This window comes from Bradyrhizobium sp. WBOS08, from assembly GCF_024585125.1.
GTDB lineage: Bacteria > Pseudomonadota > Alphaproteobacteria > Rhizobiales > Xanthobacteraceae > Bradyrhizobium > Bradyrhizobium japonicum_B.
This window is the reverse complement of record NZ_CP028988.1, coordinates 1,231,581-1,243,763: the sequence shown is the minus strand read 5'-3', so window position 1 is coordinate 1,243,763 and position 12,183 is coordinate 1,231,581. Positions and strand designations below refer to the sequence as shown.

Below are 12,183 nucleotides of genomic sequence, written 5' to 3'. Positions count from 1 at the left end.
TTTTCGTGGTCCGGCTGGCAAGGCTTGGCCGGACCACGATGGAGTTTGAGCCGACGCGGCGGACAACGGCGTTCGCCGCGCGATGTGACAAAGGGGCGCAGCAGCATGTCCACGTTCGACGATCCGTTTGACTCCGACCGCAATCTCCAGGCCGGTTGCGTGTGCGGCCAGCATCGTTCTGCCGCAGAGCACGAGCAGGCGGCTTCGGCCTTGCGCTGCGACCCTGTCGAGAGTGAAGAGAAGCGCTACGAGGGCGTGGTCGCCTCCGCGGTGATGCGCGCAATGTTTCCGCAGGACGTGGCGCGGCGTGCTTTCCTGAAGTCCGTGGGCGCATCGACTGCGCTCGCGGCACTGTCGCAGTTCTTCCCGCTCAAGACGGCGACCGAGGTGTTTGCGCAAGCAGGCGCGCCCGAGAAGAAGGATCTCAAGGTCGGCTTCATCCCGATCACCTGCGCCACGCCGATCATCATGGCGGCGCCGCTCGGGTTCTATTCGAAGCACGGTCTCAACGTCGAGGTGGTCAAGACCGCGGGCTGGGCCGTGATCCGCGACAAGACCATCAACAAGGAATACGACGCCGCCCACATGCTGGCGCCGATGCCGATCGCGATCTCGCTCGGCCTCGGTGCCAATGCCATTCCGTTCGCGGTGCCTGCGATCGAGAACATCAACGGGCAGGGCATCACGCTTGCCATGAAGCACAAGGACAAGCGCGATCCGAAGGACTGGAAGGGCATGAAGTTCGCCATCCCCTTCGACTACTCCATGCACAATTACCTCTTGCGCTATTATCTCGCCGAGCACGGTCTCGACCCCGATACCGACGTGCAGCTGCGCTCGGTGCCGCCGCCGGAGATGGTGGCGAATTTGCGCGCCGACAATATCGACGGCTTCCTCGCGCCCGACAACATCTGCCAGCGCGCGATCTATGACGGCGTCGGCTTCATGCACATCCTGTCCAAGGAGATCTGGGACGGCCATCCTTGCTGCAGCTTCGCCGCCAGCCGCGAATTCATCACGACGGCGCCGAACAGCTTTGCGGCGCTGACGCGGGCCATCGTCGATGCCACTGCCTATGCGTCGAAGGCGGAGAACCGCAAGCAGATCGCGGAGGCGATCGCGCCGGCCAATTACATCAACGCGCCGGTGACTGTGCTGGAGCAGGTCCTGACCGGCACTTATGCCGACGGCCTCGGGGGGGTGAAGACCGACGCCAAGCGCGTCGACTTCGATCCGTTCCCCTGGCAGTCCTTCGCGGTCTGGATGCTGACGCAGATGAAGCGCTGGGGCCAGATCAAGGGCGACGTCGACTACAAGGCGGTGGCCGAGCAGGTTTATCTCGCCACCGACACGAAGAAGCTGATGACCGAGATGGGCCTGTCGCCGCCCGCGAGCGCCTACAAATCGTTCGCGGTGATGGGCAAGAACTTCGATCCGGCCAAGCCGGAGGATTACGTGGCGAGCTTCAAGATCAGGAAGTCGTCGTGATGATGGGCGCCGCCCTTGTGTCCCGGACGCGATGCAGCACGCAGTGCTGCTTCGCAGAGCCGGGACCCAGTCGGGCCGCATGGGTCCCGGTTCTGCGTCGCACCGCTTCGCGCTGCGCCGCGCCCGGGACACGATACCTGGGATATACGCGATGACATCCTCCCTCCGTCTCCGTGCCGGTCTCGTCTCGATCGTGCTGCTCGCCGCGTTTCTCGGAATCTGGCATCTCGCCACGCGCTCGACCGGCACCGCGGCGACGATGAGCCCCGAATATGCCAAGCTGATGGGGCTGACTGCGACGCAAGGCAAATCCGCCATGCCCGGGCCGCTCGATGTCGGCGCCAAGCTCTGGGACCATCTGAAGCGTCCGTTCTACGACAACGGACCGAACGACAAGGGGCTGGGCATCCAGCTCGGCTATTCCATCGCGCGCGTCGGCACCGGCTATCTGCTGGCGGTGCTGGTCGCGATCCCGCTCGGCTTCCTGATCGGCATGTCGCCGCTGCTCAGCAAGGCGCTCGATCCCTTCATCCAGGTGCTGAAGCCGATCTCGCCGCTGGCCTGGATGCCGCTCGCGCTCTACACCATCAAGGATTCCTCGGTCTCGGCGATCTTCGTCATCTTCATCTGCTCGATCTGGCCGATGCTGCTCAACACCGTGTTCGGCGTCGCCAGCGTGCGCAAGGAATGGATCAACGTCGCGCGGACGCTGGAGGTCGGCACCGTCAGGCGCGCCTTCACCGTGATCCTGCCCGCAGCGGCGCCGACGATCCTGACCGGCATGCGCATCTCGATCGGCATCGCCTGGCTCGTCATCGTCGCCGCCGAGATGCTCGTCGGCGGCACCGGCATCGGCTATTTTGTCTGGAACGAGTGGAATAACCTCTCGATCACCAACGTCATCATCGCGATCCTGCTGATCGGGGTCGTCGGCATGCTGCTCGACCAGATCCTGGCGCGGTTCACGCGCATGGTCACGTTTCCGGAGTAGGGTGATGGCGACGACACAGACTCGGCCGTGTCCCGGACGCACTGCGGCGCGAAGTGCCGCTGTGCAGAGCCGGGACCCACTGCGGCAACATGGGTCCCGGTTCTGCGGTGCACCACTGCGTGGCGCACCGCGCCCGGGACACGAGATTTACACATGACCGACAAGTTCATCTCCATCGAAGCGATCGCCAAGCGCTATCCCGGCGCGGGCGGCACCACGACCACCGTGTTCGAAAATCTGTGGCTGTCGATGGCGCGCGGCGAGTTTGCTTGCGTGATCGGCCATTCCGGCTGCGGCAAGACCACGGTGCTCAACATCCTCGCCGGCCTCGATGCGCCGAGCGAGGGCGCCGTCATCGTCGACGGTCAGGCGATCTCCGGCACCAGCCTCGACCGCGCCGTGATCTTCCAGAGCCATGCGCTGCTGCCCTGGCGCACCGTGCTCGGCAACGTCGCCTATGCCGTCAGCTCGAAATGGCGGAGCTGGGACCGTGCCCAGGTCAAGGCACATGCGCAGAAATTCATCGATCTCGTCGGCCTTTCGGGCTCCGAGCACAAACGCCCCTCCGAGCTCTCGGGCGGCATGAAGCAGCGCGTCGGCATCGCGCGGGCATTGTCGATCACGCCAAAGATGATGCTGATGGACGAGCCGTTCTCGGCGCTGGATGCGCTGACGCGCGGCACGCTGCAGGACGAGGTGCGGCGCATCTGCCTGGAGACCGGGCAGACCGCGTTCATGATCACCCATGACGTCGACGAGGCGATCTACCTCGCCGACAAGATTTTCCTGATGACCAATGGGCCCGGCGCGGTGCTCGCCGAGGTGGTCGTGAACCCGCTGCCGCGGGACCGCGGCCGCACCGATCTGCACCGCCATCCGCTCTACTACGCGCTGCGCAACCACATCATCGACTTCCTGGTGACACGCAGCAAGACCTTTACGGCCGAGACACCCGGTCACGATCCGCGCAACGTGCCGGTAATTCACATCGGCAAGCCCGGGCTGACGATCGCCTCGAACGGCGAGGAGCAAAGACAGACCTGGATACCCGGGCCCAGTCCCGGACTCACTGCCTGAAGAGGAGACCCTGACATGAAACGCGAAGACCTCACCGAGAAGCTGCTCGACATCAAGCGCGAGAAGGGTTGGAGCTGGAAGCACATCTGCGAGAAGATCGGCGGCTATTCCGAGGTGCTGATCGTCGGCGCGATCATGGGCCAGATGAAGCTGACCAAGCCGCAGGCCGCCAATGCCGGCGAGCTGTTCGGCCTGTCGAAGGCGGAAGTTGCGATGCTCAACGAGGTGCCGATGCGCGGCACCGGCACGCCGATGCCGCCGACCGACCCGCTGATCTACCGCTTCTACGAGATGGTGATGGTTAACGGTCCGGCCTGGAAGGCGCTGATCGAGGAGGAGTTCGGCGACGGCATCATGTCCGCGATCGACTTCGACATGGGGATCGAGCGCGTCGCCAACCCCAAGGGCGACCGCGTCAAGATCACCATGAGCGGCAAGTTCCTGCCGTACAAATATTACGGTGCCAGCGGCAACGTGCCGGAATACGGCTTCAAGGAGGAGTAGCGGCGGCGAAGGCGGCGCGCAGCTCGCCGACCGGCGCCATCTCGCGGACGTAGGTGAAGGACCCGTTGTCCTTCATCTCACGCGCGCAGCTCAGGAACGCGGCGAGCGCGTAGCGGGACATGGCGCCGCCGACGCTGATGCGCTTGACGCCGACGGCGGACAATTGCGCGGTCGTCAGCGTCGGGTCGGCGAAGCCCATCACGTGGTTGAACGGCTTGCTGATCGAGGAGACGACCGTCCGGATCGTGGCGAGATCGTACAGGCCGGGCGCATAAAGAACACCGGCGCCGGCGGACTCGAAGGCCTGCAGGCGGCGAATCGTATCGTCGATGTCTTTGCGGCCGTGCAGGAAGTTCTCGGCTCGCGCCGTCAGCATGAACGGAAAGGGCAGCGCGCGCGCGGCTTCCACGGCGGCCTGGACGCGCTCGACGGCTAGGGAGAAGTCATAGATCGGGCGGTCGCGATCGCCGCTGAAATCCTCGATCGACCCGCCGACCGCGCCAACCTCGGCGGCGCGCCGAATTGCTTCGGCGGCGCGCTTCGGCTCGTCCGCGCCGCAATTCTCGAGATCGACGCTCACCGGCAGGTCGGTGGCCTCCACGATGTCGCGCGCATTGGCGAGGATGACATCGAGATTGACGCCGCTGCTGCCGACCATGTTCGCGACGCCGAGGCTCGTGGTTGCGAGCGCTTCGAAGCCCATCGCCGCGAGCAGCTTGGCCGTCCCGGCATCCCACGGATTGGGAATGATGAAGGCATCACGCCGCTCGTGCAGTGCGCGAAACGCCGTCGCTTTGTCCAGCTGGCTCGTCATGGATCGTCTCCGTTGTCCGTTCCGACCAGCCTTAGGCTCGTTTCCATCATCCACCAAATTTGTTATCTTGTCGGATCTCATCAGTTTTTTGCATGGATGCCGATGGACAGTGACGCCCTCAACACCTTCCTGGTGGTTCATCGCAAAGGCGGGATCTCCAGCGCCGCGAAATTTCTGCACCGCTCGCAGCCGGCGATTTCGCGCCGTATCGCGCTTCTCGAGCAGGAACTCGGCGTGCCGCTGTTCGAGCGGGTGGCAGGTCGCACGCGGCTCAGCGATGCCGGGCGCGTGCTGATCCCCTATGCCGAGCGCGCGGTTGCCGCGGCGCAGGACGCCGAACAGGCGGTGCGCGCGTTGACCAAGCAGAATGCGGGGCCGGTACCGCTGGCCGTGACCGGCACGCTTGCCGACGGACGGCTGTCGAGCATCATGAAGCGGTTCGCCAAGGAGCATCCGGCCGTCACGCTGAGCTTGCGGACGGCGACCAGCGCGGAGGTCAGCGATCTCATCCGGCGCGGCGAGGCCACGATCGGCCTGCGCTATAATACCGATCGCTCCGGCGATCTCGCCTGCGAGCGGGTGCTGAGCGAGGCGTTGCAGGTCGCCTGCGCGCCTGACCATCCTCTGGCCGGACAGCGCGTGAAGCGCCTCGCTGAACTCGGTGGCGAGCGCTGGATCGCGTTCCCGGAGATTCGCGGGCGCCGCGAGATTGCCGCGGCTCATGTGTTCGCATTGTTTCTGGCGCGCGGGCTTGGCGAAGTGGAGTGGACGGCCGTGGACAGTCTCACCGCGCAGAAACGGCTGGTGGAGTCCGGCTTTGGCCTATCACTGCTGGCGCGAAGCCATTTGGCGGAGGAGCTGCGCGCGGGCTCGATCGCGACGATCGCCGTGGGCGATCTTGCCGCGGAGCAGGACATCGTTCTTGTCACGCGCCGCGGTGGATTTCTAAGCGCTGCCGCCGAGCGCCTGCTGGAGAGCATTCGCCGCAACTACGCCGCGCTGGACGTGTTGGCAAGGCGGGACGGCGGAAAGCGATCGCCGGCGCGCAAGGGTGTTTCGCGCCGGCGCTTGGTCTGACTCGGTTATTTCCCCGCCTTCACCTCGGCGGCGGCGACCGCGAGCAGCTCGCTCATCTTGGCGCGAATCGCCTGCTCGGTGACGGCGACGTTCTTGGCGGAGAAATCGGCCGCCAGCTTGCGCACGACGTCGGCATCGCCGGCCTCCTCGAAGTCGGCCGCGACCACTTCCTTGGCATAGGCGGTGGCGGCATCGCCGGACATGCCGAGCTTTTCGGCCGCCCACAGCCCGAGCAGCCGGTTGCGGCGGGCCTCCGCCTTGAACTTCTGCTCCTCGTCGAGGGCGTATTTCTTCTCGAAGCCTTCCTGGCGCTTGTCGAACTCGCTCATGCCTTGTTCCAAATCCCTGCTGAATGGCGCGGGAGCCTTCCGTTGCGGCGCCCCGGCTGCATGCCTACATAGATAGCACGAATCGGCAAAACAACGGGCCGTTAAGCCGCAGGCAAGACGGTATAAGTTGGCGCCGGACGGCCGGATCGATTGTGCTCGGACAGCCAATCGGATAGGTTGCCTGAAGGCTTGGTTCCCGTTCTGTTTCCAAGGGTTTATGGATGGGTTCCGGGCTGTTCACGGCAGCTCCGCTGTGGGTCGTAAATCCTGGTAATCGGAGCACACCAAATACATGGATTTCAACAAAACACGGTACATCCCCATGAGCCGTCGGCGTCGCATTTATGAAGGCAAGGCAAAGGTTCTCTATGAAGGCCCGGAGCCCGGTACCCTGATCCAGCACTTCAAGGACGACGCCACCGCGTTCAATGCGAAAAAGCATCAGGTGATCGAGGGCAAGGGTGTCCTCAACAACCGGATCTCGGAGTACCTGTTTCAGCACCTCAACGACATCGGGGTGCCGACCCATTTCATCCGCCGCCTCAACATGCGCGAGCAGTTGATTCGCGAGGTCGAGATCGTGCCGCTCGAGGTGGTGGTGCGGAACGTCGCCGCCGGCTCGCTGTCGCAGCGCCTCGGCATTGAGGAGGGTACGCAGCTGCCCCGCTCGATCATCGAATTCTATTACAAGAACGACCAGCTCAACGACCCCATGGTATCGGAAGAGCACATCACCGCCTTCGGCTGGGCGACGCCGCAGGAGATCGACGACATCATGGCGCTCGCCATCCGCGTCAACGACTTCCTCACCGGTCTCTTCCTCGGTATCGGCATCCGGCTCGTCGACTTCAAGATGGAGTGCGGCCGCCTGTTCGAGAACGAGATGATGCGCATCATCGTCGCCGACGAGATCTCGCCAGACAGCTGCCGGCTCTGGGACATCAAGTCGAACGAGAAGCTCGACAAGGACCGCTTCCGCCGTGACCTCGGCGGTCTGCTGGAAGCCTATACGGAAGTTGCAAAGCGCCTCGGCATCCTCATGGAGAACGAGCGCCCGCAGGGCTCCGGCCCAGTGCTGGTGAAGAGCTGAAAGAGGATCCTGACGTGAAGGCACGTGTCACCGTTACCCTTAAGACGGGCATCCTCGATCCGCAGGGCAAGGCCATCGAAGGCGCACTGAAGTCACTCGGCGTCGACGGCGTCGCCAGCGTCCGCCAGGGCAAGGTGTTCGACATCGAGCTCGCGGGCGCCGACAAGGCCAAGGCGGAAGCCGCGCTGAAGGAAGCCGCCGACAAGCTGCTGGCGAACACCGTGATCGAGAATTATCGGGTGGAGTTGATCGGCTGAGCTGCCACTCCTCATCCTGAGGAGCGCGCTGTTCGCGCGCGTCTCAAGGATGAAGGCCGAGCTGTAAGAGTTGGGCCTGCATGGTTCGAGACGGCGCTTGCGCACCTCCTCACCATGAGGGTCTACTAGCTGAGCTGCTGTTGGCTGAACGCTTTGCTCACAGCCAGCCCGCTCTGCGAAACCGCCAATACAGCGAGCCGCACGCGGTCAGCATCACGCCGAGCAGCATGAAATATCCGTACTCCCATTCCAGCTCCGGCATGTGCTTGAAGTTCATGCCGTAGATGCCGGCGAGCGCGGTCGGGACCGCGATGATGGCGAGCCAGGACGCGAGCTTCTTGGACACCGCGGTTTCCTGGGCCTGACCGACGAGCAGGCTCGCCTCGAAGGCGAACGCCAGCACTTCGCGCATGGAATCGATGCGCTCCTGGATGTTGCGGACATGGTCGGTGACGTCGCGGAACAGCGGCTGCATGGCCTTGCGCACCATCGACAGCTCGTCATGCTCCAGCCGGCGGCAGACCTCCACCAGCGGGCCGATCGCAGTCCTGAGCCGCAGCAGGTCGCGGCGCAGCATGTAGAGCCGCTCGATCTGCGCCTTGCTGATCTGCTTGGAGAGCACGTCGTCCTCAATGCCCTCGACCTCGTCGTGAATGCTCTCGAGCACGGGCGAGTAATTGTCGACGATAAAATCGAGGATGGCGTAGAGGATGTAGTCCTCGCCGCGGGCCAGCGCCCGCGGGCAGCTCTCGCAGCGCTCGCGCACCGGCGTATAGGAGGTCGAAGCGCCGTGGCGCACCGAGACCAGATAGCCTTCGCCGACGAAGATGTGGGTCTCGCCGAAGGCAATGCGTCCCTCGATCAGTTGCGCGGTGCGGGCGACAATGAACAGGGCCTCGCCATATTGCTCGATCTTCGGCCGCTGATGGGCGTGGTTGGCGTCCTCGATCGCGAGGTCGTGCAGGTCGAACTGCTTCTGCACCGCGCCGAGCAGCGCCATGTCGGGCTCGTGCAGCCCGATCCAGACCACATGCCCGGGCTTGGCCCGCCAGCTCGAGGCTTCGCTGATCGCGATATTGGCAACGCGTCGGCCATCGACATAGGCGCCGGCCGCGACGACGCCCTCGGCGGAGACCGGCTCTGAGGGGGAAGTGGGCAGCGACGGGACGTTCATGGCCTCAATCCCGGGCAATCGATGGGCCGAGCGGCGCGTCGCCGACCGATGTGCATGGCCTGTGTACAAGGCCCTCTGCGGAGGCTAGCACTGGTAAAATCCCCGTCAAATGGTTATGTCTCTTCAGGAAATGGCCTGTTGGCCAGCCCGATTCCCAGCCTCGTCGGAACCTCTGCCATGAAAGCCGCCATCCTCGTCTTTCCCGGAATCAACCGCGAGCGCGACATGGCGCGTGCGCTGAGGCTGATCTCTGGCAGCGAGCCGGCGATGGTCTGGCACGCCGAGACCTCGCTGCCTGCGGGCACCGATCTCGTGGTGGTGCCGGGCGGCTTCTCCTACGGCGATTATCTGCGCTGCGGCGCCATCGCCGCCCGCGCGCCGGTGATGGACGCGGTGCGCGACTATGCGGCCAAGGGCGGCCTCGTGCTGGGCGTCTGCAACGGTTTTCAGATCCTCTGTGAATCCGGCCTGCTGCCGGGCATCCTGATGCGCAACGCGCGGCTGAAATTCATCTGCCGCGACGTCCATCTGCGCGTCGAGCGCTCCGATACCCCGTTCACCCGCGGCTACAACGCCGGCCAGGTGATCCGTGTGCCCGTGGCCCATGGCGAGGGCAATTACGCTGCGGATGAAGAGACCATCAAGCGCCTCGAAGGCGAGGGGCGGGTGCTCTATCGCTACTGCGCGGCGGACGGCACCGTCGGTGACCTCAGCAACATCAACGGCGCGGCGCAATCGATCGCCGGCATCGTCAACGACAAGGGCAACGTGCTCGGCATGATGCCGCATCCGGAAAATCACGTCGAAGACATCATGGGCTGCACCGACGGCCGCGGCCTGTTCGCGGGCCTGGTCCAGCATCTGGAAAAGGCCGCGTGATTGCGTTCGCGCTGAAGCGGCTCTCGGTCGCTGTCGCCGCCGCAGCTTTTGCGATGGCCGCGTTCGCCCAGGACTATCCCAAGCGTCCGATCACCATGATCGTGCCGTTCGCGGCCGGCGGCACCTCGGACGTGATCGCGCGCGCGGTGGCAGAGCAGATGGGCATCGCGCTCGGCCAGACCATCGTGATCGAGAACGTTGCGGGGGCCGGCGGCTCGACCGCGCTGGCGCGCGCCTCGCGCGCCGATCCCGACGGCTACACCATCGCGATCGGCAACGCCGGCACCAATGCCGCGAGCTACACGATCTATCCGAAGCTGCCGTTCACGCCGGATTCCTTCGTACCGATCGCCATGGTGGCGAAGACGTTCGGCATCATCGCGCTGCGCAAGGACTTTCCGGCCAAGGACCTGAAAGAGTTCATCGCCTACGCCAAGGCCAATCCCGGCAAGATCAATCTCGGCCATGCCGGCGTCGGCTCCTCGAACTATCTGATCTGCAAAAGCTTCGTCACATCAGCCGGGATCGACGCGACGCTGATCGGTTATCGCGGCGCCGCGCCGGCGCTGACCGACGCGGTCGGCGGCCAGATCGACGGCGTCTGCGACGCGGCCGCCTCGGTGTCGCAGTCGATCAACGATAAGCTGGTGAAGGGCCTCGTGGTCGGCTCGACCGTGCGGCTCGCCACGCTTCCAGACCTGCCGACGTCGGCGGAAGCCGGCCTGCCAGGATTCGAGGCGCAGGGCTGGAACGGCCTGTTCGCGCCCAAGGGCACGCCGCCGGCCGTCATCGCCAAGCTGAACGCCGCCGCGCGCACGGCGGTGGAGACGGACGCGGTGAAGAAGCGCTTCGCCGACCTCTCGACCGTGGCGCCCGACCCCGACGAGCATGCGCCGGACGTGCTGCAAAAGCTCGTGACGCGCGACGTCGAGAAATACCGGAAGATGCTGGCGGACGACGCCAAGTAAAAGCTAGCGCAGCTTCAGCCGCTCCGCCGGCACCGTCATGGCCGCGACGCCGGCCATCACCAGTAGCAGCCCCAGCGCGAGGTTCGACGGCACGCTCTCGCCGAGCAGCAGCACGGAGAGGCCGACGCCGATCGGGATGCGCAGATAGCCTTGCGCGTTCGTGGTCAGCGTGCCGAGGCGGCCGAGGCAGACGTAGAACAGCATCAATCCCAGCGCGCTGGAGACGATGCCCATGACGATGGTGGCGACGATCGCGGTCGGCGTCGGGTGCAGCGTCCAGGGCTGGTCGATGATCAGCGAGGGCGGCAGCAGGATGAGGCCGCCGAACAGCAGCGAGCCGGCCGCCACCACCATCGGGTCGTAGTCGGACAGCCGAAGGCCGAAGATGGTCGCGCAGGCAAACGAGATGGTGGCGAGCAGGATCGCGATCTCCGCCACGATCTCGCTGCCGAGGCCATGCAGAGCATCGAGCCCGACGATGGCGACAGTGCCGGCGAGTCCCAAAACCGCGCCCGCGAGCTTGAGCAGCGTCGCCGGCTCGTGCCGCGTGATCAGCGAGGTGATCAGGAAGGCGAAGATCGGCGTCGTCGAGGCCAGCACCACCGTGTTCGAGGCCGGCACATATTGCTGCGACCAGGTGATGATCAGGAACGGGAAGGTCGAGTTGATCAATTGCTGGGTCGCGAACAGCTTCCACGCCTTGGCGTCGGTCGGAACCTTGATGCCGCGCATCCACAGGATCGCGAACAGGAAGGCGGCCGCGATCAGCGAGCGCGCCGAGATGAAGGTGATGGGCGGGATGGTGGGAAGCGCCAGCTTGGTCAGCGGATAGGTCGAGCTCCAGCAGCAGGCGAGTGCGAGCAGCAGCGCATAGTCGCGCCAATTACGCGCGCCGGTGGCGGGCATGGACGGCAACGGCGATGCTGCGGAGGCCGCTGTGCGACCCCTCGACGGTGTGCTCTGCGGCACCTTGTTCCTGCTCCCCGGCGCACAAGCGCTCGCTCCGACTGTGGGCGAGGGCGTGCGAAAAGGGAAGGCGCGGAGCTATGCGTTTGGCTGAGGGAGCGCCTTCCGCTTCATCCGCTTGATCGTGCCGGAAAAGGTCAGCAGCACCCGCCCCCCGGACATCATCTTACCGCGCAGGAAGATCAGCGAGCCGCCGGCGCGGGTGACCTCGCCGGTGCATTCGATCAGCTCGCCCTCCCGTGCCGCGTCGAGGAATTCGCAGGCGAAGTTGGTCGTCACCGCCCGGCTGTCCAGGACATGGGTGGCGATCGCAAACAGGGAATAGTCGGCGAAGGCCATGTAGCAGCCGCCATGGACGTTCCCGGAGCCGTTGAGGTGCTTCTTCTCGACGCGGAAGGCGCAGCGGACGCTGCCGTCCGCCTCGATCTGATGCCAGAAGGGGCCGACATGGGCCTCGAAACTGTCGCGAATCCAGGTCCGCCAGCCCACAAACTCGCCTTCGGTGGCGATATGGAGGTCGGGGCGGCGGGGCGGGGGCGCTTTGGTCAATTCGTGCAAGGAAATGGGCC

General features: G+C 65.0%; 14 protein-coding genes. 9 read left to right on the top strand and 5 right to left on the bottom strand.

Annotated elements, in window-relative coordinates; translation table 11 throughout:
* Window positions 1–105: 105 nt before the first annotated feature.
* The 4 genes from DCM80_RS06080 to cynS all read left to right on the top strand — a co-directional run bounded on the left by DCM80_RS06080 (window position 106) and on the right by cynS (window position 4,060).
* On the top strand, window positions 106–1,488 hold the full coding sequence (locus DCM80_RS06080; protein WP_257196174.1) for a CmpA/NrtA family ABC transporter substrate-binding protein: 1,383 nt from the start codon (window positions 106–108) through the stop codon (window positions 1,486–1,488).
* A 151-nt stretch (window positions 1,489–1,639) separates the two neighbouring features.
* The gene (ntrB, locus tag DCM80_RS06075) at window positions 1,640–2,479 is read left to right on the top strand and encodes a nitrate ABC transporter permease (protein ID WP_257196173.1); all 840 of its coding nucleotides are present in this window, start codon (window positions 1,640–1,642) and stop codon (window positions 2,477–2,479) included.
* Window positions 2,480–2,632: 153 nt separating this feature from the next.
* Window positions 2,633–3,556, top strand: a complete 924-nt coding sequence (locus tag DCM80_RS06070) for an ABC transporter ATP-binding protein (protein ID WP_257196172.1) — start codon at window positions 2,633–2,635, stop codon at window positions 3,554–3,556.
* Between the two features lie 15 nt (window positions 3,557–3,571).
* Entirely contained in the window at window positions 3,572–4,060 is a 489-nt protein-coding gene (gene cynS / locus DCM80_RS06065; RefSeq protein WP_025037304.1) for a cyanase, read from the top strand.
* Here cynS and DCM80_RS06060 read toward each other — a convergent pair.
* On the bottom strand, window positions 4,047–4,874 hold the full coding sequence (locus DCM80_RS06060) for an oxaloacetate decarboxylase (protein ID WP_257196171.1): 828 nt from the start codon (window positions 4,872–4,874) through the stop codon (window positions 4,047–4,049). The genes cynS and DCM80_RS06060 overlap by 14 nt on opposite strands.
* Window positions 4,875–4,886: 12 nt before the next feature.
* Between DCM80_RS06060 and DCM80_RS06055 the strand changes: the two genes are divergently transcribed.
* The gene (locus tag DCM80_RS06055) at window positions 4,887–5,951 is read left to right on the top strand and encodes a LysR family transcriptional regulator (RefSeq protein WP_257196170.1); all 1,065 of its coding nucleotides are present in this window, start codon (window positions 4,887–4,889) and stop codon (window positions 5,949–5,951) included.
* Between the two features lie 5 nt (window positions 5,952–5,956).
* On the opposite strand, the gene DCM80_RS06050 is transcribed toward DCM80_RS06055, so the two are convergent.
* Window positions 5,957–6,280, bottom strand: coding sequence for a DUF1476 domain-containing protein (locus tag DCM80_RS06050; RefSeq protein WP_257196169.1), 324 nt, complete (start codon window positions 6,278–6,280; stop codon window positions 5,957–5,959).
* A gap of 322 nt (window positions 6,281–6,602) precedes the next feature.
* On the opposite strand from DCM80_RS06050, the gene purC reads away from it, so the two are divergent.
* Both purC and purS read left to right on the top strand, forming a co-directional pair.
* Complete coding sequence (gene purC, locus DCM80_RS06045) at window positions 6,603–7,370, top strand: phosphoribosylaminoimidazolesuccinocarboxamide synthase (protein ID WP_173015815.1); 768 nt, start codon at window positions 6,603–6,605, stop codon at window positions 7,368–7,370.
* Between the two features lie 14 nt (window positions 7,371–7,384).
* Complete coding sequence (gene purS, locus DCM80_RS06040) at window positions 7,385–7,627, top strand: phosphoribosylformylglycinamidine synthase subunit PurS (protein ID WP_063682443.1); 243 nt, start codon at window positions 7,385–7,387, stop codon at window positions 7,625–7,627.
* Between the two features lie 157 nt (window positions 7,628–7,784).
* Here the strand turns inward: purS and DCM80_RS06035 are convergent, their stop codons facing one another.
* The gene (locus DCM80_RS06035; RefSeq protein WP_257196168.1) at window positions 7,785–8,801 is read right to left on the bottom strand and encodes a magnesium and cobalt transport protein CorA; all 1,017 of its coding nucleotides are present in this window, start codon (window positions 8,799–8,801) and stop codon (window positions 7,785–7,787) included.
* Between the two features lie 177 nt (window positions 8,802–8,978).
* Here DCM80_RS06035 and purQ point away from each other — a divergent pair, with 177 nt between their 5' ends.
* Together purQ and DCM80_RS06025 are read left to right on the top strand one after the other, a co-directional pair.
* Window positions 8,979–9,680, top strand: coding sequence for a phosphoribosylformylglycinamidine synthase subunit PurQ (gene purQ / locus DCM80_RS06030; protein WP_257196167.1), 702 nt, complete (start codon window positions 8,979–8,981; stop codon window positions 9,678–9,680).
* Window positions 9,677–10,648: a tripartite tricarboxylate transporter substrate binding protein BugD gene (locus DCM80_RS06025; RefSeq protein WP_257196166.1), complete on the top strand. Its 972-nt coding sequence runs from the start codon at window positions 9,677–9,679 to the stop codon at window positions 10,646–10,648. The genes purQ and DCM80_RS06025 overlap by 4 nt, the downstream gene beginning before the upstream one ends.
* Window positions 10,649–10,651: 3 nt before the next feature.
* Here the strand turns inward: DCM80_RS06025 and DCM80_RS06020 are convergent, their stop codons facing one another.
* Together DCM80_RS06020 and DCM80_RS06015 are read right to left on the bottom strand one after the other, a co-directional pair.
* Window positions 10,652–11,617, bottom strand: coding sequence for a DMT family transporter (locus DCM80_RS06020; RefSeq protein ID WP_257196165.1), 966 nt, complete (start codon window positions 11,615–11,617; stop codon window positions 10,652–10,654).
* A 75-nt stretch (window positions 11,618–11,692) separates the two neighbouring features.
* On the bottom strand, window positions 11,693–12,172 hold the full coding sequence (locus DCM80_RS06015; RefSeq protein WP_257196164.1) for a PaaI family thioesterase: 480 nt from the start codon (window positions 12,170–12,172) through the stop codon (window positions 11,693–11,695).
* Window positions 12,173–12,183: the final 11 nt, after the last annotated feature.

Excerpts from the sequence above, each read along its gene's own strand:
- DCM80_RS06080 (WP_257196174.1), top strand. The coding sequence starts at position 106 with ATGTCCACGTTCGACGATCCGTTTGACTCCGACCGCAATCTCCAGGCC.
- purC (WP_173015815.1), top strand. The coding sequence starts at position 6,603 with ATGAGCCGTCGGCGTCGCATTTATGAAGGCAAGGCAAAGGTTCTCTAT.
- cynS (WP_025037304.1), top strand. The coding sequence starts at position 3,572 with ATGAAACGCGAAGACCTCACCGAGAAGCTGCTCGACATCAAGCGCGAG.
- DCM80_RS06050 (WP_257196169.1), bottom strand. The coding sequence starts at position 6,280 with ATGAGCGAGTTCGACAAGCGCCAGGAAGGCTTCGAGAAGAAATACGCC.
- ntrB (WP_257196173.1), top strand. The coding sequence starts at position 1,640 with ATGACATCCTCCCTCCGTCTCCGTGCCGGTCTCGTCTCGATCGTGCTG.
- purQ (WP_257196167.1), top strand. The coding sequence starts at position 8,979 with ATGAAAGCCGCCATCCTCGTCTTTCCCGGAATCAACCGCGAGCGCGAC.
- DCM80_RS06035 (WP_257196168.1), bottom strand. The coding sequence starts at position 8,801 with ATGAACGTCCCGTCGCTGCCCACTTCCCCCTCAGAGCCGGTCTCCGCC.
- DCM80_RS06060 (WP_257196171.1), bottom strand. The coding sequence starts at position 4,874 with ATGACGAGCCAGCTGGACAAAGCGACGGCGTTTCGCGCACTGCACGAG.
- DCM80_RS06070 (WP_257196172.1), top strand. The coding sequence starts at position 2,633 with ATGACCGACAAGTTCATCTCCATCGAAGCGATCGCCAAGCGCTATCCC.